This is a genomic window from Dyadobacter linearis (assembly GCF_907165045.1).
Classification (GTDB): Bacteria; Bacteroidota; Bacteroidia; order Cytophagales; family Spirosomataceae; genus Dyadobacter; species Dyadobacter linearis.
Window position 1 is genome coordinate 211,947 of the sequence record NZ_CAJRAU010000003.1, and the last position, 23,537, is coordinate 235,483.

The 23,537-nt window shown below is 46.0% G+C and carries 18 protein-coding genes and 1 pseudogene; 8 read left to right on the top strand and 11 right to left on the bottom strand.

The annotated features are described in order from the left end of the window. Positions 1-12: 12 nt before the first annotated feature. The 5 genes from KOD92_RS11365 to nusB form a co-directional block, all read right to left on the bottom strand. Positions 13-702, bottom strand: coding sequence for a YbbR-like domain-containing protein (locus tag KOD92_RS11365; protein ID WP_229254636.1), 690 nt, complete (start codon positions 700-702; stop codon positions 13-15). A gap of 12 nt (positions 703-714) precedes the next feature. Next, the gene (gene yajC, locus KOD92_RS11370; protein ID WP_215233695.1) at positions 715-1,017 is read right to left on the bottom strand and encodes a preprotein translocase subunit YajC; all 303 of its coding nucleotides are present in this window, start codon (positions 1,015-1,017) and stop codon (positions 715-717) included. 57 nt (positions 1,018-1,074) lie between these two features. Further along, positions 1,075-1,512 carry a DUF1573 domain-containing protein gene (locus tag KOD92_RS11375; protein WP_215233696.1) on the bottom strand — a complete coding sequence of 146 codons (438 nt, stop codon included), beginning with the start codon at positions 1,510-1,512 and terminating at the stop codon, positions 1,075-1,077. Between the two features lie 9 nt (positions 1,513-1,521). Beyond that, entirely contained in the window at positions 1,522-1,824 is a 303-nt protein-coding gene (locus KOD92_RS11380; protein ID WP_215233697.1) for a YtxH domain-containing protein, read from the bottom strand. A 96-nt stretch (positions 1,825-1,920) separates the two neighbouring features. After that, entirely contained in the window at positions 1,921-3,087 is a 1,167-nt protein-coding gene (gene nusB, locus KOD92_RS11385; protein ID WP_215233698.1) for a transcription antitermination factor NusB, read from the bottom strand. 229 nt (positions 3,088-3,316) lie between these two features. Here nusB and KOD92_RS11390 point away from each other — a divergent pair, with 229 nt between their 5' ends. Further along, complete coding sequence (locus tag KOD92_RS11390) at positions 3,317-5,098, top strand: ABC transporter ATP-binding protein (RefSeq protein WP_215233699.1); 1,782 nt, start codon at positions 3,317-3,319, stop codon at positions 5,096-5,098. A gap of 1 nt (position 5,099) precedes the next feature. Here the strand turns inward: KOD92_RS11390 and KOD92_RS11395 are convergent, their stop codons facing one another. Continuing rightward, a complete protein-coding gene (locus KOD92_RS11395; RefSeq protein ID WP_215233700.1) occupies positions 5,100-5,861 on the bottom strand; it encodes a LexA family transcriptional regulator in 762 nt (253 codons plus the stop codon). 131 nt (positions 5,862-5,992) lie between these two features. Between KOD92_RS11395 and dinB the strand changes: the two genes are divergently transcribed. Next, on the top strand, positions 5,993-7,222 hold the full coding sequence (dinB, locus tag KOD92_RS11400) for a DNA polymerase IV (protein ID WP_215233701.1): 1,230 nt from the start codon (positions 5,993-5,995) through the stop codon (positions 7,220-7,222). Between the two features lie 8 nt (positions 7,223-7,230). Here dinB and KOD92_RS11405 read toward each other — a convergent pair whose 3' ends face one another. Both KOD92_RS11405 and KOD92_RS11410 read right to left on the bottom strand, forming a co-directional pair. Continuing rightward, positions 7,231-7,530, bottom strand: coding sequence for a HigA family addiction module antitoxin (locus KOD92_RS11405; protein ID WP_215233702.1), 300 nt, complete (start codon positions 7,528-7,530; stop codon positions 7,231-7,233). 6 nt (positions 7,531-7,536) lie between these two features. Then, positions 7,537-7,789 (bottom strand): annotated as a pseudogene (locus KOD92_RS11410) (type II toxin-antitoxin system RelE/ParE family toxin). Between the two features lie 55 nt (positions 7,790-7,844). Between KOD92_RS11410 and KOD92_RS11415 the strand changes: the two are divergent. The 3 genes from KOD92_RS11415 (at position 7,845) to KOD92_RS11425 (ending at position 14,688) form a co-directional block, all read left to right on the top strand. Then, positions 7,845-10,820 carry a DNA polymerase III subunit alpha gene (locus KOD92_RS11415; protein WP_215233703.1) on the top strand — a complete coding sequence of 992 codons (2,976 nt, stop codon included), beginning with the start codon at positions 7,845-7,847 and terminating at the stop codon, positions 10,818-10,820. A 187-nt stretch (positions 10,821-11,007) separates the two neighbouring features. Then, the gene (locus tag KOD92_RS11420) at positions 11,008-11,724 is read left to right on the top strand and encodes a lipocalin family protein (protein ID WP_215233704.1); all 717 of its coding nucleotides are present in this window, start codon (positions 11,008-11,010) and stop codon (positions 11,722-11,724) included. 153 nt (positions 11,725-11,877) lie between these two features. Then, positions 11,878-14,688, top strand: coding sequence for a M16 family metallopeptidase (locus KOD92_RS11425; RefSeq protein ID WP_215233705.1), 2,811 nt, complete (start codon positions 11,878-11,880; stop codon positions 14,686-14,688). Between the two features lie 36 nt (positions 14,689-14,724). Here the strand turns inward: KOD92_RS11425 and KOD92_RS11430 are convergent, their stop codons facing one another. Then, a complete protein-coding gene (locus KOD92_RS11430) occupies positions 14,725-16,200 on the bottom strand; it encodes a nicotinate phosphoribosyltransferase (RefSeq protein WP_215233706.1) in 1,476 nt (491 codons plus the stop codon). Positions 16,201-16,351: 151 nt separating this feature from the next. Here KOD92_RS11430 and KOD92_RS11435 point away from each other — a divergent pair, with 151 nt between their 5' ends. Then, positions 16,352-16,609, top strand: a complete 258-nt coding sequence (locus tag KOD92_RS11435) for a helix-turn-helix domain-containing protein (RefSeq protein WP_215233707.1) — start codon at positions 16,352-16,354, stop codon at positions 16,607-16,609. A gap of 72 nt (positions 16,610-16,681) precedes the next feature. Here KOD92_RS11435 and KOD92_RS11440 read toward each other — a convergent pair whose 3' ends face one another. Further along, positions 16,682-18,166 carry a glycine--tRNA ligase gene (locus KOD92_RS11440; protein ID WP_215233708.1) on the bottom strand — a complete coding sequence of 495 codons (1,485 nt, stop codon included), beginning with the start codon at positions 18,164-18,166 and terminating at the stop codon, positions 16,682-16,684. Between the two features lie 206 nt (positions 18,167-18,372). Here KOD92_RS11440 and KOD92_RS11445 point away from each other — a divergent pair, with 206 nt between their 5' ends. Then, positions 18,373-20,766 (top strand): ABC transporter permease, encoded by a 2,394-nt coding sequence (locus KOD92_RS11445; protein ID WP_215233709.1) that lies wholly within the window; start codon positions 18,373-18,375, stop codon positions 20,764-20,766. Between the two features lie 99 nt (positions 20,767-20,865). Next, the gene (locus KOD92_RS11450) at positions 20,866-23,268 is read left to right on the top strand and encodes an ABC transporter permease (RefSeq protein WP_215233710.1); all 2,403 of its coding nucleotides are present in this window, start codon (positions 20,866-20,868) and stop codon (positions 23,266-23,268) included. A 14-nt stretch (positions 23,269-23,282) separates the two neighbouring features. Here KOD92_RS11450 and KOD92_RS11455 read toward each other — a convergent pair whose 3' ends face one another. Beyond that, positions 23,283-23,513: a DUF433 domain-containing protein gene (locus tag KOD92_RS11455; protein WP_215233711.1), complete on the bottom strand. Its 231-nt coding sequence runs from the start codon at positions 23,511-23,513 to the stop codon at positions 23,283-23,285. Positions 23,514-23,537: the final 24 nt, after the last annotated feature.

The window sequence follows — 23,537 nt, forward strand, 5'->3', positions numbered from 1 at the left end:
AATTAGGGTATACTATAAAGGAACATTTAGGAATTGCGCCACCTCGAAACTGACGAATACGTCGCGGTGGCTGACATCCACAAGAGGGGAAACGGGAAGCGGAATGGGCAGACTTTCGTCGTAATTCCCTTGGATTTTCGGAGTCGGAACGGAAATGCGGATTGTATCGGGATACGTTTTCACCAGCGAAACGGGCCCGTCGATGGAAATGAGCGACGGCGACACATTGATAACACTGGAAATAACGTATCCCGGCTTAATATCAATACCGACGCTGTCGATACGGATCGGGATTATTTTCCTGATCTTGGGTTCGAAACTCAGCTCGAACGTATCAGCTACCACGTAGTTAACGTGCAGGTTTGGGAATAGCTCCGTTACCTGGTCTGTGAGGGTAGTAGAATTGATAAAGCTGGCCTCGTTTGGATTTAAAACCTTGTATACCACAGGGTTAGCATTGAAATTCAGCCATGATTTTTGGAGCAAGCTCCATCCGTCACCCGATACATTGACTGAAATTCTCCTGGGCAGCGGCTGCATAGGAACGTAAGACGAATTATCGTATTCGATTTCAAGCGGATAATTGAGCTTGATCGAATAATTCTCCGTGTTCAGCACATTCATCAGCCAAAAGAAAGACGCAGCCAGCAAGCATCCAATAAAAGTTTTGATTCTGTTTTGGTTTTGTGGTACGTGATTCACGGCCTGTTAGTTTTATCCGGCTATGGTGCGTGCGATTGCCGACTTATCGACAGTTAATTTTACTCCTTTATCCAATTCAAGAGTTACAGTTGCATCTTCAACGGTGTAAATTTTGGCATGAACTCCACCGATCGTTACAACCTGATCGCCTTTTTTAAGATTGGTAAGAAGCTCTTTTTGTTCTTTTTGTTTCTTTTGCTGCGGGCGGATCATAAAAAAGTAAAATACGCCGATAATACCGACCCACATTACAACCTGATAAATCATGGTTTGTGAACCGTCGGATGCCGCTTGGGCTAAGAGAGAAAGCTTCATATTAAGAGGTTGATTAGTAAAATTTAAACCGGATTCCGGTCATTCCAAGATAGTCGGCTATTTGCCTGTTGCTGGTTTTGAAGCAGCATTCACAATCCCTTTCAACCTGAGTTCGGAATATGCCGGCTCGGTGTTGGCGTAAACTGTGATCGTTTTCACTTGCGGGCCCGTTTTGTTTTTTGTGTCAAAACGAACTTTGATACTCGAAGTTTCATTCGGTCCGATCGGCTCTTTTGGCCATTCCGGAGTGGTACAGCCGCAGGAAGAAGAAATGTTGTTCAGGATCAAAGGATATTCTCCCTCATTCTTAAACTTAAAATCATGCTCTACCACCGCACCTTCCTGAACTGTCCCGAAATCGTGGGAAGCACTGTCAAGCAATGCAAAAACAGGCATTTTTGAAGATGCCTGTTTTTCACTGTCTCCTTTTTCATTTGAACAATTAAAAAAGGAAAGCGTAATTCCCAATAGTATGCAAGCGGATATTTTTTTCATGTTGGTAGCTTAGCTGGCCTGACCTTTGATCTGGGCCATCAGGCGGTCAACATCTTCCAGTAGTTTTTCCGCCTTTTCACGGGCATCGTTCACTACTCTTTCGCCTTCGGAACGGGTGAAATTTTCAGGCTGGTCTTTTTTATCAACTAAGTCCTGAATTACTTCCTGAAGTCTTTCGCGGTATTTAGACAAACGAAAAGTTAATTGTGTTCTGAGTACCTCTCCCTTATCGGGTGCATAAAGAATTCCCAATGCAGCACCTGTGACACAACCGGTCAAAAATGCTATCAGACTGTTACTGGTTTTACTCATGATTTCTTTGTTTTAGCTGTTGGTCGCCATAAAGCTTCCTATGGTTTAACAGCTCCAAAAACTATTCCATTTAAAACCCCGGGGCTATTTCCGGGTCTATTTATTGTCAATCAATCCCCTTCCGCTTTTCCGTATCACGCCTTCTTTGGCAAGTTTAACGGACAACACGTCGAGGACGCCATTCACAAACTTACCACTTTTTGGGGTACTGTACCTTTTTGCAATTTCGATAAACTCGTTGATCGTAACTTTCACGGGTATACCGGGGAAATGAATGAGCTCAGCCAAAGCGGTTTTCAGAATAATCAGATCCACGAGAGCTACCCTTTCCAATTCCCAGTTTTTCAATTGATCTTCGAGATAAACACCATATTGGTCGTTTTCAGCCACCACGATCCGACAAAGTTCTTCCACAAATTCCCTATCCTCTTCCCAATCCTTTGTCAACGGAGCGAGTTGAAAAGTATCTGCGCTGTCTGCGGATTTGAGGGTTTTGATAGCCAATCCGCGGATCAGTTCGCTGTGATCGGCCCAGTAGAGATCACGTTGTTCAAGATATTCGAGCGGAACTTCGTGTTTTAGAATGATCTGTCTTAAAATATGCTGGATCAGCGCCTGATCTTCTTCGGGCGTATGTTCCGCGACACGACAGTAAGCTTCGTAGGTTTCATCTTTCCGTAAGGCTTCTTTGTAAGTTTTACGGATCACACCCATTTCATTGCTCCAATTGATCCCGCTGCGAATAATTTCTTCTGCGAGCGCTTTGTCCTCGGTCAACACCTGGATAACGCGGTTTGAATTAAGGCCAGAACTTTTCGGAAAAGGTGCTTCCGGATCTTCATATCTTCTCTCGCGGTCGATCTTCGACTGGTGCGACAGTTCAATCAGCATGGAAAGTATCCGGATAAAATCGGTGTAAATCAGCTCAGTTTCATTTAAAACCCGCCGCACCAGCTTTTCTCCATCACCCTTAGTTTGCCTGTCGTAAGCCTGATAGGCACTTCGGGCGACTCTCACTACTTGTTCGGGAAGATCCTTATCCGCACTCAGCTCGCCGTTTTTGATAAATTCGTCGAGTGCCAAATTTGCCATCTTGTTCAAGCTGGCCAGCTTCGGCTTATCCTGAAACTCCATCGAATTCAAATTCGGCAGAAAAGCCTCTTCAATGTGATCCAGCGCCAGCAGGCGGTTTGCCTCGGCAGTCAATTGCCGGGCGTAAAGTGCCTGAACAGCCTTGGTCCTTAGTAATCTCCTATTCAGCATAAGCCGGGGTAACAATTGAAAAAAAAGTACAGTAATTCAAAGAACGTTTCTTCATATAAAGCAAGGCTACATCTTTAACCCTTGCGAGAATGTCTAAAATTTAGCGCAAAATTAGACTATTTTGTTCAGAATCGAAAAAATGAAATGCGTTCATCTAGTTTTGCAACGTTTTGAATAAATAGGATGTTGCCTATTGCAAGACCACTTTTTCTTACCCAAAATTTACCCTGTGAAGGCATTAAAGTACCTCAATAAGTACTTGTGGAAATATAAATGGTATCTCATTCTCGGGATACTTTTTACGATTATATCGAACCTCTTCGGGATTATTCCCGCTCAGTTGGTCAGATATGCGCTCGACCTGGTTATTGAAACCCTCGATATATATTACCTCTTCAATGGCGTTTCGCTGCAAAGTGAAATCTATGATATTTTTGCTTTCAGCATTCTGCTCTACGGCTTGCTAATCCTTTTAATGGCGCTTTTAAAAGGAATTTTCCTGTTCCTCGTGCGACAGACTATCATAGTCATGTCGCGGCATATTGAATTCGCGCTCAAAAACGATATTTACCAGCATTACCAGACACTACCGGCCAGCTTTTTTAGGAAACACAGTACCGGGGATCTCATGGCGCGGATCTCGGAAGATGTGAGCAACGTGCGGATCTATGTAGGTCCGGCGCTGATGTACGGGATCAACCTCCTCGTGCTTTTCGTGCTTGTGATTACTTATATGGTTTCGGTGAGTCCGCAGCTTACCTTTTATGTACTGTTACCGCTGCCTGTGCTTTCTATCAGTGTTTATGTGGTCAATAGTATGATCATGAAACGCTCGCAGGAAATCCAGAAGCAACTTTCGGCATTGTCGACTTATGTTCAGGAAGCTTTTTCAGGAATCAGGGTTATTAAATCTTTCGTTCAGGAAAAACACTCTTTTGAAAATTTCGAAAAAGAAGCGGAGATTTTTAAAGATAAGTCGCTGAATCTGACAAAGGTTGATGCATTTTTCTATCCTGTGATCATCATGCTGATCGGTTTCAGTAACATACTGATCATTTATGTGGGTGGCCAGGAGATCATCAGCGGCCGGTTAACTCCCGGCAATATCACAGAGTTTATTCTGTATGTCAATATGCTCACGTGGCCGGTGATGGCGCTCGGCTGGACTACCAGTCAAATCCAGCGCGCAGCTTCTTCCCAAACCAGGATCAATGAATTTTTGAACGAAAAAACTACCCTTGTATCCGAGAAAAACCTGGTTACACAGCTCGAAGGCGGGATCAGATTTCAGAATGTAAATTTCGTCTACCCCGATTCCGGCATTCAGGCGCTTCAAAATTTTGATCTCGAAATAAAACCGGGAGAAACGGTTGCGATCCTGGGCACCACAGGTTCCGGAAAAAGTACGCTGGCGCATTTGCTTTGTCGGTTGTATGATCCTACCGGCGGCCAGATACTTGTCGATAATGTGCCGATGAAAGATTACGATGTGCACGCGTATCGGCGTCAGATAGGTTACGTTCCGCAGGATGTTTTCCTTTTTTCTGATTCAATTCAAAACAATGTGCGTTTCGGAACCGTGGATATGCCTTTCGAGCGGATCGAGCAGGCGGTTAAGGATGCGGATCTCTACAATAATGTCAAAGATTTCCCGCAAGGATACGATACCGTTTTGGGGGAAAGGGGAATTACACTTTCAGGAGGACAAAAACAGCGACTTTCAATAGCCCGCGCTATCGCACGTGATCCGAAGATTCTCGTGCTCGACGATTGCTTGTCGGCCGTCGATACCAATACTGAGAATATCATACTCAATAATATGAAGCGGATTATGGATCAGCGCACGTCCGTGATCATTTCACACCGCGTTTCTTCTGCCAAACTGGCTGATAAAATTGTGGTACTGGATGAAGGAAAGATCATCGAACAAGGTACCCACGCCGCTTTAATGGAGTTGAACGGAGCTTATAAAGAACTTTACGAAAAACAGCTCATCGCAGAAGAAGTGTAACCTATTTGGTCAGCTTCTTCATTTCTTCTTTCAATTCCCTCATATCATTGTGCAGACTTTGCAGACTTACCTGCTGTGCATTCGCTTCCAGGTTGAAAGATAACTTGCTGCTTACCAGCCACATTTCCCGGATCTCATTCTGATCGATGCGGATTGGGGCATAATCGGGATTAAGGGAGACAAGATTGACGTAACCGGACTGGTTTTCTTTCTGCACTTTCTTGACTAATACACTGTCGGCTGTCACGACCACATACATTCGCCGGTTGCTCAGATTTTCCATATCTTCCACCGCCTTACCCACGATCCATTCTCCCGATTCCAATACCGGCGACATACTATCCCCATCGACCTGAAATCCTCTGAAAGTGGCATTGCGATATTCAGGAAGCGGAATTCCAAATGCAGGCAGACTCTCAAACCACTGCGCATCCCCGATATTGCTCGGGTAACCCGCGGCAGCTTTTGCATTCACCAGCACGATATTCTCCTTTCCCTCATTATCCACCGTCACCACTTTCGGGTTCACCGATAGTTTGTCCGAATGCAAAAACTTCTGGGTACTCTCGCCAAAAAGCCAGAGCGGGTTAATATGGTATTTTTTCAGCAGCTCTTTCACAACCTGCCCTGGAATGCGGGTCCGCCCCCTTTCAATATCAGCCGTAGTGGCACTGATACCCAGTTCCTCGGCAAAAGCAGCCTGTGTCAGGTTGAGCTCTTCCCGTACTTGCTTAAACCGTTTGAATTCTTCGTCTGCTGGCATTTTCTGCTTGTCAAATTGCACAATATCAATCCTTTTCCAAATCTACATTTTTTTTGGAATATTTCCTTTTTTATACTGGAACCAATCCATATATTTGGAATAAATCCAGTAACCCGTAAATATTCCAAGCGATGGACCGTACGATACTACACCTTGACCTTGATACTTTCTTCGTATCAGTCGAGAGAAAGCACGATAGCAGGCTTGAAAAAAAGCCGGTGATGGTAGGCGGAACGGGCGATCGGGGTGTGGTGGCGGCTTGTAGTTACGAGACGCGGGCATTCGGCGTGCATTCAGGTATGCCGATGAAAACGGCGCGGATGCTTTGTCCCGAAGCGATCGTGATCCGTGGCGAGGCGGGTATTTATTCGAAGGAATCCAAAATTGTGTCTGAGATTATCAGTGAAACAGTTCCGGTTTTCGAAAAAGCGAGTATTGATGAATTCTACGCGGATTTGTCTGGAATGGACAAATTTCTCGGCTCCTACCAGCTTTCGAAAAACCTGGGCGAGCGGATCCGAAAGGAAAGTGGGCTGCCTATTTCACTGGGACTTTCTACCAATAAAATAGTAGCAAAAGTGGCTACCGAAGAAGCTAAGCCAAATAATTACAGGAAAGTGGATGCGGGAATGGAGAAGTCGTTTCTGGCGCCGATGCTTGTGAATAAAATTCCGATGGTCGGTGAGAAAACGGACAAGATCCTGCAAAATATGGGGATACGTTATGTGAAAACCATTCAGGAAATGCCTGTGCAGGTAATGAGTCAGGTTTTGGGTAAAAATGGCGTTGTGCTCTGGAACCGGGCAAATGGGCTTGACAACTCTCCTATTGTACCTTTCCACGAACGCAAATCCATTTCTAATGAGCGGACATTCGGGAAAGATACCGGCGATATTAAGCGGATGCGGGAAATGATCCGGGCTATGGGGGAAAATCTGGCATACCAGCTGCGGACCGGCAACAAGCTTACCTCTTGTATTTCAGTCAAGATCCGCTATTCCGACTTTAATACCTTTTCCAAACAGGCGAAAATTCCGTACACTTCGGCGGACCATATTCTGATCCCGCACATCGAGCGGCTTTTCGACCAGCTGCATAACCGGCGGATGATGGTGCGGCTGGTCGGCGTCAATTTCAGCGACCTCGTAACCGGCAATCATCAGATCAATATGTTCGACGACTCGGAAGAGCGCCTGAATCTCTACCTCGCCATGGATCATATCCGTAATAAATACGGGATCGACGACCGCGGCAACTCAATACTCAGCTGGGCCACCACCCTTGGCATCCCCAATATATCCAGTATGGGAAACCCATTCAACGGAGATCCGCCAATCATTCCAGCGCACCGGAATGCCTGAATGCGGAATCAGGCAATATTCTGTTCCAACGCTTTTATGTTACTCAACTCATTGAAAATCAGATGCTGTTCCTTTTCCAAATCGTAATCGTCCTGCAAACCGAGCCAAAATTTTGGTGTGGTACCAAAATACTTGCTGAGCCTCAACGCAGTATCCGCAGTAATCCGCCGCCTGCCTTTAATGATCTCGCTCACCCTGGTTTGAGGAATAGCAGTGTCTTTCGCGAGCTTGTATGCAGTAATGCCCATCGGAACCAAAAATTCTTCCGACAAAATCTCCCCTGGATGTATGTTAGCTAGTCTTTCCATTGAGTATTAATGATAATCGATGATACTGACTTCAAATGCATTACCGTCTTGCCACCTAAAAACTATGCGCCATTGGATATTGATACGAATACTATAAAAGTCTTTCATATTGCCCGACAACTTTTCCAATCTGTTTGATGGTGGTATCCTGAGATCAGCGACGAGATGATGTGAGTTATTCAACATCTAATGGAAGCTTGGCGACACGCTCGCCAAACCATATTCTTTCAGTATCCTTTGAGCCAAAACTGACAATCATAACGTAGTGCGTTAGTAACGCCGAAAGTAAGTAAATAGTTTATCATTTTCAAACCATGCTACTCAACTGTCACTCTTATTTCAGCTTGCGCTACGGGACGATACCGGAGGAGGAGCTATTGAGCCTGGGCAGGGAGAATGGGTACGGATGCATGGCGCTGACGGATATTAACAATACATCCGGCTGCCTTAACTTTATCCGGCTCGCCCCGAAATACGATATGAAACCTGTCGTAGGGATCGATTTCAGGAATGGGATCGTGCAGCAATATGTAGGATTAGCCAAAAACAATGCGGGTTTCCAGGTTCTGAACGCATTTTTATCGCAGCACCTGAATGCAAAAACCGACTTTCCTGCAAATGCACCGTGGCTGGAAAACACTGTTTTTATTTACCCCTTTGAACGGGTTCGTCTGGAAAAGAAGGAGATATTTTTACCAAACGAATACATCGGGATTTCAGTAAAAGACCTGAGCAGATTACAGTTTTCACCTTTATTTAAACACAAAGACAAACTGGTTATCCAGCAGCCGGTCAGTTTCAGGCATAAAAAGGATTTTAATGCGCACCGGCTGCTCCGCGCGATCGATCAGAATACGATGCTTAGTAAACTTTCAACGGACGAGACTGCCGAGGAAGCTGCTCAAATGATGCCCAAGAAAGTCCTGACGTATCATTTTAACCAAAAGGATTTCGACCGGATCATTTACAATACCGAAAAGCTGATGGATGAATGCAGCATTCACTTCCGGTTTGGTGACGACCGCGAGCACCAGAACCTGCAAGTATTCGGCGAAAGTAAACAAGACGATTATCAGCGTATTTTTCAGCTTGGCTGTGACGGGCTGCGGCACCGTTACGGGTCCAATGTAAATGACGTGATCCTCGACCGGTTCAATATGGAACTCGAACTGATCGAAAAACAAAACTTCATTCCCTTTTTCCTTGTCAACCATTCAATAACCAGTTATGCCCGGCAGAAAGGTTATTACTACGTTGGGCGAGGGAGCGGCGCGAATAGCATTATCGCATATCTGCTCAATATAACGAATGTAGATCCGATCGAGCTCGATCTGTATTTCGAGCGTTTCATGAACCTTTACCGGAAAAATCCGCCTGATTTCGACATTGATTTTTCATGGCGCGACCGAGAGGATGTTACCCAGTACATTTTTGACACTTTTGGTAAAAAAGGGCAGGCCGCACTTTTGGCAACTTACAGCACATTCCAACATAGTGCCGCAGTACGGGAACTGGGGAAGGTTTTTGGCCTGCCTGCGTATGAAATTGAAGCACTGAGTAATGGTAAATACGATCCGAAAAAGCTCGATCAGTATGCAGGTCTGGTCATTCGTTATGCCGATTATTTTCAAAAAAACAACCAGCCGAATCACCTCAGTATTCATGCGGGCGGCATATTGATTTCGGAGCGACCTATTCACCATTTTTCGGCAACCGACCTGCCGCCGAAAGGCTTTCCAACTACGCAGTTTGATATGGTCATCGCGGAGGATGTTGGTTTGAACAAATACGATATCCTCGGTCAGCGCGGACTTGCGAAGATCAAGGAAACGCTGGAAGTGATCCGCTACAACCGGCCGGACGCACCGGAATTTGATATTGACGATGTAAAAAAATTCAAGAAAGACCCGAATATCAACAACCTGATCCGGCAGGCGCAATGCATCGGGTGTTTTTATGTGGAATCGCCCGCGATGCGAATGTTATTGAAAAAGCTCGAAGTCGACAACTACCTCGGGCTTGTGGCCGCAAGTTCGATCATCCGGCCGGGCGTAGCGAAAAGCGGGATGATGCGGGAGTATATTCTGCGCCACCGCAATCCCGAGCGCCGCGGCGAGGCGCATCCCAGGTTGCTCGAACTGATGGAGGATACTTACGGGATTATGGTGTATCAGGAGGACGTGATCAAGGTCGCGCATTATTTTGCAGGTCTCGATCTGGGTGAAGCTGATGTAATCCGGCGGGGAATGAGCGGAAAATTTCGCGGTCGGGACGAATTTGAGCGGGTCAAAAAAAAGTATTTCACGAACTGTCGCGAGAAGGGCTACGATGAGACCATGACGCAGGAGATCTGGAATCAGATTGCCAGTTTTGCCGGATATGCATTCGCAAAGGGGCATTCTGCCTCTTATGCGGTGGAAAGTTACCAGACCCTTTTTCTGAAAGCCTATTTCCCGCTGGAATTTATGGTGGCGGTATTGAACAATGGCGGCGGCTTTTACGGCCAGGAATTATATATCCACGAAGCCAGGATGCTGGGTGGAAACGTGCTGCCTCCTTGCGTCAACCACAGTCTGGCGCAAACGGTGATCGAGGGAAAGGATATTTACATCGGAATGCAGTTTCTGAATGAAATGGAAGAAAAAACCATCGACCGGATCATCCAGGCACGACGGACCGACGGCCCTTTCACTTCACTTAACGATTTCCTGGACCGCGTAGTCATTTCCATTGAACAGCTCACGATCCTGATCCGGATAGATGCATTGCGGTTTACCGGGATTGACAAAAAGACATTACTTTGGAAAGCACATTTTCGACTCAGTACCACGCCAGTGAAAGTGCCGCAAAAGCAGCTTTTTGAGACCGAGATCAAAGATTACGAGCTTCCGGTTTTCCATTCCTCCCCCATTGACGACGCTTATGATCAGATCGAATTGCTGGGTTACCCGCTTTGCAGTCCATTTGACCTTGTGAAATATCCGTTGCCGCCGAGCGTGATGAGCAAGGATCTGCATAAGTATGTGAATCAGGAAATCGTGCAATATGGTTACCTGGTCGCGGTGAAAAATACGCGCACTGCCCGCGGTGAAACTATGCATTTCGGGACTTTTCTGGATCAGGAAGGTCAGTTTATTGACACGGTTCATTTTCCCTCCGTGAAAGTTAAATCCAACTTCTCAGTCAAAGGTGTTTATAAGATCAGGGGCATTGTAAGTGAAGAATTTGGCTTTCTCAGTGTCGATGTGACAGAGATTACAAGAATGGACTCGGCTACAAGAGAGAAATAGCAGATCAATTTTATCTGGGGACTGAAGTCCCCGGCAATTGATCTGTGGGACTGAAGTCCCGCGGCAATTGATTAGTGGCAGATCATTAATAGCTTGGCTTTGAATAATTACAATTGCGGTTTTTCGTTTCTCTTAGAGTTTGCCGGTTTTTGCCGCAAAACTATTAGTAGCAATCAACATCAACGTTATGACGAAACACACTTTCTTATTTCTGCTCTTTATTTTCTTTCTGGACTGCACACACGATTCAACTTCAATTACCGGCAACTGGGTGACTGAAATAACAGATCAACCTATTCACAAACAAGGATTTACATTGCACGACGATGGCCAGGCATCGTCTATCAACCTGAATGCAAAGCGGTATGATTCTTGGGAAAAGGTCGATAACCTCCTGATCCTGAAAGGAAGTGATGAAAGCAAAGAAGGTGGCAGCCAGGTGACTGACACGTTGAAAATAGTCTCTGCTGGCGACAGTTCACTGGTACTTGAAAACCGCGGCAAGCAGGTCCGCTATTCAAAAACGGCGAATCCAAGCAAGTATATTGCAGATTTTGAAACCCACGATTGCTTTGTTTACACCGCTGCCAAAGATTCTGCGTTCCTGCATATTGAAGTGGAAGGCCAGAAAGTGACGGGCGAACTCTTCTATGCTTTTTACGAAAAAGATAAAAATAAGGGGAAACTGGAAGGTGAAATGCGGGGCGACACTTTACTCGGACAATATAAGTTTATATCCGAAGGCTCTGAATCGACGCGGGAGGTGGTGTTTCTAAAAAATGGCTCGGGTTGGGTGGAAGGTTTTGGAGATATTAAACAGAAACGCGGGGTTACCGTTTTCAAGGATCGATCAAAGCTTGACTTCAAGAATGGACTTGCATTTAAAGGAATCAGATGTCCTTAAATCTGTAACTCTAAGCAATTTACTATTCAGCTCATACTTGCCGGGAATCGTCCCGGCTTTTTTGTTGAAGATTTGCAGCTTCTGCTTTGCAATCGCGATCTTTAACTATATATTTCGTTTATCCTTGATTTTATCAATTTTAAAATAAAAATAATGAAAAAGGCATTTTTGGCTTTGTACTTCGCCGCTCTGGGAATATACCTCATTCCCACTGTTTCGGCTCAGAACCTTGCCTCGCAGAAAGTTGTGCTTGATCCGAATGTCAAAACAGGCAAACTGAAAAACGGAATTACCTATTACATCCGAAGGAATAGCGAACCGAAAAACCGCGCCGAGTTCAGGCTTGCTGTTAAAGCCGGGTCGGTGCTGGAAACAGACGCGCAGCAGGGACTTGCCCACTTTATGGAGCACATGAACTTCAATGGAACAACCAATTTCCCTAAGAATGAACTGGTTAACTTCTTGCAAAAGACCGGCGTACGGTTTGGGGCGGATTTGAATGCATACACCGGATTTGACGAAACGGTATATATGCTGCCGATACCCACCGACTCGGCCGGGCTGCTTGAAAAGGGTATCCAGGTTCTGGAAGACTGGGCGCACGGCGCATTGCTGGACCCGGCTGAAATTGAAAAGGAGCGCGGGGTAGTGCTGGAAGAATCGCGCATGGGCCGCGGCGCGCAGCAACGTATGCGTGACAAGTTTTTGAAAGTGATATTGAACAATTCGCGTTATGCGGAGCGCCTTCCGATCGGTAAAGACAGTATCCTGAAATCCTTCAAACCGGAGACGATCAAGGCATTTTACCAGGATTGGTACCGCCCGGATTTGATGGCGGTGATCGCAGTTGGTGACTTCGATGTAGCCAAAGTGGAAGCGATCATCACTCAGAAATTTAGCTCGATCAAGCCGCCGGTTAATGCGAAAAAGAGAACGAAATACGAGATTCCGCTCGATGGCAGCACACAGGTTGCGATCGTGACAGATCCCGAATATCCCCAGAACCTGATCCAACTGATTTACAAACAACCTAATAGCAAGGAGAAAAACCTTCTAGATGTGCGAAATAACTTCGCGCAGGAATTGTATAATGCGATGATGGGCCAACGTATGCAGGAACTTACCCAGAAACCAAACCCGCCGTTTCTGTACGGGGGAAGTGAATATGGCGACTTCCTGGGTAACCTCGATTCCTACACTTCCATTGCACTTTCGAAAGATGCCGCTTCAATGAAAACTGCATTGACCGCGTTATTGGAAGAGAATGCTAGGGTTCAAAAATTCGGATTTACACAGCCTGAGCTGGATCGCGCGAAAAAGGACTTCCTGAATAGCATTGAACAATATTACAAGGAGCGCGATAAGACCAAATCTGCCAATTATGTACAGGAATACCTCAATCATTTCCTGCACGACAAGCCTTTCATGGGCATTGAAGCGTATTATGCATTTGTACAGAAAAATCTGGAAAGTGTAAATCTGGCGGAGATCAATGCGCTTGCTAAGAAATATATAACCGACCAAAACCGAGCAGTAGTGGTAATGGGGCCGGAACAAAGCAAGGGCGCATTGCCGACTGAGGCTGATATCCGCGCGTTGCTCAAAGATGCGGGCAAAGATGTGACGGCTTATGTGGATGATGTGCTTGATACGCCGCTGTTGAGCAGCGAACCGGTCGCAGGAAAGGTGACGGCTGAAAAATCCATTGAAAAACTGGGGGTGACGGAGCTTACATTGTCTAATGGGGTGAAGGTATTATTAAAACCGACCGAGTTCAAAAACGACGAAATCCTGCTTAAAGCGACCGGAAAAGGCGGATATTCATTATTTCCCGACGAGCGCGAAACGGGTGTTTTTAGTAGTTATCTGATCCAGTCAGGCGGCGTAGGACCTTATACGCAGACGCAGTTGCAGAAATTCCTTGCCGGAAAAACGGCCAGCGCGGGACCTTATATCAGCGAACTAACCGAAGGGTTCGGCGGTAGCACCAATCCAAAAGACCTGGAAACTACGCTGCAATTGATCTATGCCTATTTCACGGCGCCTAGAAAAGACGCGGAGCTGGTGAAAGGAATTCTGGCCAATCAGAAAGCTTACCTGGAAAATATGCAGAAGACTTTAACTCCGGAAAAAGTTTATTCTGACTCGCTGAATGCAGTTTTGACAAGCAATAACCCGAAACGTCAGCCTTTGAAACCCGAAAGTGTGGACAAGGTAAATCTGGATAGGGCCGCCGAAATGTATAAGGATCGCTTCTCCGACGCATCCGACTTCGTGTTCACATTTGTAGGTGCATTCAAGGTTGATGCGATCAAGCCGCTTTTGGAAAAATACCTGGGAAGCTTGCCTAGCACAGAGCGAAATGATGACTTCCAACATCCCAATATTTTCCCACCGAAAGGAAAAATAGAAAAGACTGTCTATAAAGGATTAGAACCAAAAAGCCGGGTTACATTGGTTTCAAGTGGAGAATATGAATATAATCCTGAAAATAATATCCAGATCGAAGCATTGCAGGAGGTACTTCAGATCAAGCTGATCGAGGCTTTGCGGGAAGAAGAAAGCGGCGTTTATGGGGTGGGCGTTTCAGAATCGACGGATAAATTCCCGACCGGACATTATCGGTTTAGCATTGGTTTTGGATGTGCTCCTGAAAACGTGGATAAGCTGGTAAAGCGGACGCAGGAAGAAATCGAGAAGATCAAAAAGAATGGCGCCGATCCGAAAGATATTGAAAAGTTTGTGGCTGAAACGCAGCGCAAAACAGAGTTGGCAGTTAAAACGAACAATTTCTGGCTGAATTACCTGGACGATAATACGTTCCTGGGCGACGATCTGGACGAAATTTTCCAGCAAGAAAAATTACTGAAATCGATCACGGTAGCCAGTACAAAGGCAGCCGCCGAAAAGTACTTCGACGACGGCAATTTTATCAAAGTGGTATTGATGCCTGAGAAGAAGTAATTGAAATATCAATTGTCAAGATCGAGCCCGGAGCACTTACAAAGCTTCGGGCTCTTTTTGTCTCAGCTTCATGATCAGCTCCGTTTTCATATCAAACAAATGCTTTTCCAGCCCAACCGGATAAGTATGCGGATTCACGAACCTTTTAATTCCTTTGTAAAAATGCGCGAGCTGATCCTGTACCCTCGCTTTCGCTTCATGAATCGAAGGCAGACTGTAAATCAATTTTCCATTTGCGAAAATAGGCACCAGCAGATCTTCAAAATGTGTATTCTCTGCGAATGAGCGGTTTTTTGTAAAATCATAAGGATCGATCATCGTCGACTTACCGATCAGCGGATTTTCGATATTAAATATCATATCTGACACAAAACCTTTATTATCGCTGAACCGCCGAACCTGCTGAATACCAGGCGTTGAAACCTTGATCGCCTGCTCAGATAATTTAAGTTTGTAATCCCACTCTCCGCCGGCGGATTTAATGGCAGCCAGCTTGTACACACCCCCCAAAGCCGGCTGGTCGTAGGCTGTCACCAGCTTGGTACCTATTCCCCACACATTGATTTTCGCACCCTGAATTTTCAGACTGTCCATAATGTATTCGTCGAGGTCGTTACTCGCAACGATATTCGTTTTTTCAAACCCGGCTTCGTCTAGTAGCTTTCTTGATTCGACACTTAAATAGGCCAGGTCACCGGAATCAAGCCGGATCCCGCCGAGATCGTAGCCCCGTGCCCGCAACGATTTCCCCGCTTCGATCGCATTGCGCACGCCATTCAGCGAATCGTAGGTATCTACCAGCAAAGTGACATTATTGGGCAGATGCTGCGAATAGGTTTCAAACGATTCCAGCTCGGTATCAAACGACATTACCCAGCTGTGCGCGTGTGTTCCTTTCACCGGAATATCATACAATTTGCCGGCAAGCAGATTGGAAGTTGCATCGAAACCGCCGATATAGGCAGCGCGGCTCGCAGTAACCCCACCGTCGGGGCCCTGGGCGCGTCGCAAACCGAATTCCAGCAACACATCATCTTTGGCCACCAGCCGCATTCGGGCCGCTTTTGTGGCGATCAGTGACTGAAAATTGACCAGGTTCAACAGCGGCGTTTCGAGTAACTGGCATTGCAGTATCGGCCCCTGAACTCTCAATAGCGGCTCATTTGGAAATACTACGGTCCCTTCGGGAATTGCGTCAATGTTGCATTGCATTTCCATTTTTTCGAGATAATCCAGAAAACCTGGCTCAAAAAGCTTGTTTCCGTCGTTTCCTTTTAGCGAACCTATATAAGCCAGGTCTTCGGGGCTGAACCGGAATTCCTGAATGTAATCGATCACACTATTGAGCCCGCAGGCAATTGTGAACCCGCCCTGAAAAGGATGTTTTCTGAAATAAAGGTTAAAAACAGCCTCTTGTTCTGCTTTTCCGGCCTTCCAATATCCGTATGCCATAGTGAGCTGGTACAGGTCGGTGAGCAGGCTCAGGGAAGTATCATATAATTTATTGATCATCAATGTCAGTGTTAGTTTGTAGTGAAGCGACTATCTGGTAGGTTGTGAAATTAATAAATAACTCCACTTTTCTACACAAATTGATCTTTCTGCCCGCTGTCAAACGTATGTTTCGAGAACAGACTTTCAACGACACTAAAAATGGAGTTTCATGGAGCAAACGATAGAGGCTAAGATCCGATCCGTGGCACTGAACATCCGAAAGATCAGGGAGTATAGGGATTACACTCAGGAATATCTCGCAATGAAATTAGGCATTTCACAAAATGCTTACAGTAAGATCGAGCTTGCTTACACGCGCATCACACTGGAACGACTGATCCAGATCGCGCAAATCCTGGAAGTTGACTCGGTAGACCTGATTAAAGGAAATTCAGAAGAACTGGTGAGATTACACACCTCCGACTAAACATCAACAAGTTAAAACTGAAAAGGGCCGATTCCATGTGAATCAGCCCTTTTTCATTTGTAATGCATTTACTTATATCGCTTCCAGAATACGCTCGATAGAAACCTGGTAGCCAATTTTTTCTTTCAATTCACTGATCTTAACCCGCTCCTGCTCCATCGTATCGCGGTGACGGATTGTAACGGTATCGTCTTCCATCGTCTGATAATCCACGGCAATGCAAAACGGCGTACCGATCAGATCCTGGCGGGTATAACGTTTTCCAATTGCGGCACCATCATCGTAAGTAGTTCTGAATGAAGATTTAAGCGAATTCGCAATAGTTTGCGCTTTTTCAGCCAGCCCGTCTTTTTTAACCAATGGAAGTACTGCCACTTTGAAAGGCGCCAGTGCCGGATGCAATTTCAGATAAGTACGTTCTTTCTGATTTTCGCCCTCGCCCACTGTTTCTACCGTGTACGCATTGCAGAAAGCAGCCAGGAAAAGGCGGTCCGCTCCTACCGAAGTTTCGACTACATAAGGAATGTAGTTTCCATAGGGTTTGCCATTTTCATCCAGGTCAGAGTCAAAGTACTGCTGCTTTTTCTTCGATAATTCCTGGTGGTTGCGCAGGTCGAAGTCGGTGCGCGAGTGAATACCTTCCATCTCGCGGAAACCGAATGGAAACTGATATTCAATATCTACGGCTGCATTTGCATAATGCGCCAGCTTCTCGTGATCGTGGAATTTCAGCTTTTCAGCAGGTAACCCGATCGCTTTATGAAATTTCATCCGGGCTTCTTTCCACGATTCGTACCAGGCCATTTCAGTGCCGGGGCGGATGAAAAATTGCATTTCCATTTGTTCAAATTCACGCATACGGAAGGTAAACTGCCGCGCTACGATCTCATTTCGGAATGCTTTTCCAATTTGCGCAATACCGAAAGGAATCTTCATCCTTCCGCTTTTCTGCACATTCAGAAAGTTGACGAATATACCCTGCGCAGTTTCAGGACGGAGGTAGATCAGGTTTGAATCCTCAGCCACCGAGCCTACCTGTGTACTGAACATCAGGTTGAACTGGCGCACTTCCGTCCAGTTAGCGGTACCTGAAACCGGACATTTGATATTTTCAGAAATGATCAGCTCGCGTACGCCATTCAGATCCTCGGCGCTGAGAAGCCGCCCCATTTCTGCCAGCAATTCCTGCGATTTTGCCTCATTACCTTCGGCCGCATATTGCTCAGCCTTACCTTCCAGCAGCTGATCTGCGCGGTACCTTTTTTTGGAATCCTTATTATCGATCATCGGATCATTAAATCCGTCGACGTGGCCGGAAGCTTTCCAGGTAAGCGGGTGCATGAAAATAGACGCGTCGATGCCCACGATATTATCGTGCAGCTGCGTCATCGCTTTCCACCAGGCTGCTTTGAGGTTATTTTTAAGCTCTACGCCATTTTGACCGTAATCATAAACGGCCTGTAAACCGTCGTATATTTCAGAAGAAGGAAAAACGAAGCCGTATTCTTTGGCATGCCCTACGATGTCTTGTAAAGAGGTAGCGGGTGATGGGTTCATTTAGTTAAAAATCAAAGGGAAAATACTGTTAATGCATCCAAAATATGGAAGTTGGTAAAATTAGGTATTTTGACCGGACATACGTAAACCCAATGTTCGAAACCGGACAAATTATCTATATTTATGAAGCTAACTAATTGATTATTAATAGCTACCGGAAATGGCATACGTTTTTAAACAGCGAGAACAAACAAACCTAAACTGCCATGCTGCTCAATTATATTAAAATCAGCTTCCGGAACTTCGGAAAACAAAGGCTTTTCAGCGGCCTCAATATCTTCGGACTGGGTATCGGAATGGCGGCGGTTTGGCTGATGGTGCTGTACGTGGCCGACGAGTTGAGCTACGACCGATTTCACGAAAAAGCTGACAGGATCGTCCGTGTGGTACATCGCGCTTCCTGGGACGAAAGCAGTTTTCACTTTCCGCTCACTTCTGCTGCCTTCGCCATAGCATTGCAAACGGATTATCCTGAAATTGAAAAAACAGTACGGATCAGCCAGGAAGGCGGCGGGAAAGTAAAATACGGCAAAAATGAAGTCGTCGCCAATGATATTTACTTTGCCGATGCTGCGATCCTTGACGTTTTTACATTTCCTGTATTATATGGTAATGCGAAAACTGCTTTAAGCGAACCTCAGAAAATTGTCCTCACTAAAACGCTGGCCGAGCGTCTGTTTAAAGACCCTGCGTCTGCGGTGGGTAAAACGGTATTTTTCAGTAACGATTATCCAAATGTAGTCACCGCGGTGATAGACGACGTACCTGCGAATTCACATTTGAAATTCAGCGCGATACGTTCTTTACCAAAGGATTACACAGCTGGCTGGCAGCAATTTGAGCTCTATACTTATATGTTGCTCAAAAACGGAACCGACCGTCAGAAGTTTGAAAAGAAACTCGCCGGCTTTTTCCCAAAATACCTGAAAAAAGAGATGGGTAATGTGGCCTATCAAATGGAGCTGCAACCTCTTACCTCCATTCACCTGCACTCGGACCTCGAATTTGAAATCAGCGCGAACGGTAATATCAATACCGTTTATGTATTCGGAGCAATAGCCGCGCTGATCCTCCTGATCGCCTGCATTAACTACGTAAACCTGTATACTGCCCGGTCAATGAAAAGGATCCGCGAGGTTGGCGTTCGCAAGGCAATAGGCTCGGAACGCTCACAGCTGGTTGCCCAGTTTCTGACCGAATCGATGATCATGACACTTTTTGCAGGTGCGGTGGCTTATATCCTGGTCGTCATTTCACTGCCGCTGTTTAATGCATTGGCCGAAAAATCACTGACGATCGGGTACCGGAACAATATGTTCAGCGCGCTCTTTGCAATCGCATTTATCAGCCTTGTTGGTATTTTGAGCGGCTTGTACCCGGCATTGCGCTTTTCAGGATTTCGCCCGGTCACTGCCCTGAAAGGACAGATCGGCAGCCAGACCAGCAGCAGCTATTTCCGCAAATCGCTGGTCGTATTCCAGTTTGCGGCGACTGTGGTTATGATTGCCTGCTCGGCGGTAGTTTACAGGCAAATGCATTATGTAAATAGTAAGGATCTCGGGTTTAACAAAAGCCAGGTACTGGTATTCCATATCGACAAAGACGAAGTTCGAACGCAGGTAAGTGCACTGAAACAAAAGCTGTTAACAAGTGCTTTGATAGAAAGTGCAGCATCTTCCGGCAATTCGATCGGAACTAACTATATCGGGTCTGCGGGCATGTTTCTTGAGAAAGAAAATGGGCAAATGGGCGAAAACACACAGAAAGTCCAAAGATTTACAGTCGATAGCGATTTCCTGAAAACGATGCAAATCAAGATGTCTTCCGGCAAAAATTTCAGCTCAGAATCCGAAGCCGACCGGTTTGGCTCAGTGCTGGTCAATGAAGCTCTGGTGAAAAAACAGGGTTGGGAAAATCCGGTGGGTAAAAGGCTAAAATATTTTATAGACGGACAGGGTAACACGAAGGAAGCCCGGATTGTGGGAGTTGTAAATGATTTTCACATCTATTCATTACAACATAAAATAGAGCCGCTGGTACTGCAACTGCCTGCCGCTTCGGACCGCGACAATATTTATGTCCGCATCAGCGCTGGCAAAACGAAAGAAGCCCTGGCATTTATGCAGGAGACTTACAGGGAATTTGACCCGGAAGCTACATTGGAATTCCAGTTTCTGGATGCGAATTTCGCTCAGCAATATAGGTCAGAGCAGCGACAGGGAAATGTAATGCTCTCATTCGCAGTACTGGCCGTTTTGATAGCGTGCCTCGGCTTATTCGGGCTCGCCGCATTTGCAGCCGAGTCTCGGACGAAGGAAATTGGGGTTCGTAAAGTTTTGGGAGCCAGCGTACAAAGTGTGGTTTTGTTGTTATCCAAAGACTTCATCAAATTGGTACTGGTAGCGATCGTGATTGGAACACCGGTCGCCATATTTGCGATGACGGAGTGGCTGAAAAATTTTGAATATAAAGAAACCCTCTCCTGGTGGATATTCGCCTCAGCCGGAATACTCGCGATTTTTATCGCGCTATTGACGGTTAGCGCGCAAGCATTAAGGTCGGCTATGATGAACCCGGTCAGAAGTTTGCGGAGCGAATAATATGCGCTCACTGTTCGGTTTAGGTTAAAAAAAGTTAAAGCGAAATCACCTCTATTAATCCCGGCTATTTTTGTCACACTGACTTAACACCGGGATTTGATGCTGCATAACTACTTCAAAATTGCATTACGCAACTTGCTAAAACGCAGGTTCTATTCACTACTGACCATATTTGGCCTTTCGGTCGGGATCACTTTCACCTATTTGGTGGGAAGTTACATTTATGGAGAGTTAAAGGTAAATGCTGACTTGCGGAATGCTGATAACCAGTACATTATCCGCAGTGACTGGAAAAATCCGGATATGGGGATCGACCTGGCGACCCTCGGCCCGCTCGGAAAAGCTTTGCGAGACGAATATCCCAATCTGGTTGCAGGCTATTATCGTTACGACGGAATCACGGTAGCGGTTTCCAAAGGCGACAAACATTTCCGTGAAGAGGTACAAACCGGCGACTCTACGCTGCTCACGATGTACGGTTTCCCGCTCCTTCACGGCGACGCAAAAACGGCGATGCAGCAGCCGAATGCGGTGGTGATTACGCGGGCAAAAGCACTTAAATATTTCGGCAGGACGGACGTTGTGGGTGAAAATCTCACTTTGCATAACTTCATCGGCGGTAAGCAGGAATATGAAGTAACTGCCGTGCTGGACGATCTTCCCAACAACTCTGTCAATCATTTGTTAGGAAATACCAGCGAAGTCTTCATTCCGCTGAGCTCGCTCGACGGCCGGAAAGGCGCAGAAAACGACTGGAATTTCCCGTACATGCTCACTTTTATTCAACTTCAAAAAGGCGTACAACCAGCGGATCTTGAAAAGCCGATCGCCAGATTGCTTGCCACAAATACCCCGCCGCAGCTGCGTAGCAACCTGCGCGCCTACCTTACTCCGCTAAAAAGCTATTATCGGGAAGCCAATAATGGTTTGGTTCAAAAAATGATCTACACCTTGTCGGCTATCACTGCATTTATATTACTGATGGCGGTTGTGAATTTTATTAATATCTCCGTAGCCAGTTCTGCATCGCGATTGAAGGAAATTGGTGTGAGAAAGGTATTAGGTAGTTTGAAAACGCAGATCATCGGTCAATTTCTGGCGGAGTCGGTATTGCTGGCCGCAGTTGCGAGTCTGTTATCTATTGGGTTTTATGTATTAGCCAGAGGTTATTTTGGGAACATTATCGGTACTGAACTTGCTTCGCTGATGCAACTTCCGGGCTGGTCGTTTGTGATTGCACCGCTAATTGCATTGCTGGTAGGCTTACTGGCCGGTTCTTATCCTGCATTTGTATTATCGGCGATACCTTCTGTGGAGTCGATGAAGGGAAAATTTAAGTCGGTAAAGGAAAATATTGGATTTCGGAGAATGCTGCTTGCGGTACAGTTCACGATCGCATTGTTCGTATTTGCTGCCGCGTCGATCGTTTCTCAGCAGGTGGATTATTTCTTTAATAAAAGTCTGGGTTTCAATAAAAATGCGCGCGTGACTGTCGCTGTGCCGCGCGACTGGACACCGGAGGGATTGGCTAAAATGGAGGCGATCCGGAGTGAATTCGGGCGAATGAAGGAAGTGAGCTCTGTAAGTCTTTCGTACGAAATACCAAATGGGAATTCAGGGGCCGAATATGGCGTATATCAGGCTGGCCAGGATTCTGCCAGCGCCACGCATACCAAATTTCTGGCCACAGATCAGCACTTTGCGAGCACTTACGGTATTCCGCTGCTTGCAGGAGATTTTTTCCAAAAATCAGATATCGCCCCACAAACCGACCGCATTGTGGTAAACGAATCACTGACAAAAGCATTGGGATACCAGAATCCTGGCGACGCAGTCGGCAGACAGATCAGGATCCATAATTTCCCTCAGCCTCTTACCATAAGCGGCGTTACAGCCAACTTTCATTTCGAATCGATGCATAACGCGATCAAGCCGCTGGCATTTCTTCACGTCCGCGGAGGTAATGCATACCGGTTCCTGACTTTCCACCTGGGCCCGGATATGGTGAGCTCAATGGCGGCGGTGGAACAGAAATGGCACGAAGTAATGCCCGACGCACCATTTGAATACAACTTTATTGACCAGACTTTACAGAAATTATATCAATCAGAAATTCAGCTAAAAAAGGCTTCGCAACTGGCTACTATTCTGGCGGCTATTATCGTGTTGCTTGGCATTTCAGGAATGGTATCGCTGAATGTGGCCAGAAGAACGCGGGAGCTGGGGATCCGCAAAGTGCTCGGCGCCTCGGAAATGAGTGTAGTGATGCTTTTCCTGAAAGAATTTCTGATCGTCATGCTGATCGGAGCTGTGATCTCCTTCCCGTCCGCATTTTTTATTATGAAAAACTGGCTAGAAAACTACGCCTACCGCATCACGCCAGGCTGGGTCACATTCGCAGCGATCGGCTTCGGCTTCGCAATATTAATTGGCTTGATGGTTTGTATTCAAACATATAAAGCTGCGCGAATGAATCCAGTGAAGAGCTTGAAGTTGGAGTGACTAACTCAGCAATTTCATGCTGCTACGTCGTAGAAAATCCGCTTTCGATTGCTTGCTGAAAATTCCAGAGCGACACTGATATCTTCTTTTGTGAGTTCAGGAAAATCGGAAATAATGTCATCGAAAGACATTCCTGAGGCGAGCCAAAGCAATATATCTTCAACTGTGATCCGCATTTCACGAATGCACGGCTTTCCGCTTCTCTTGCCAGTTTCGACACTGATGATATTCTTGTAGATGTACATAGCTTGATGTTAAGAATACGAAAA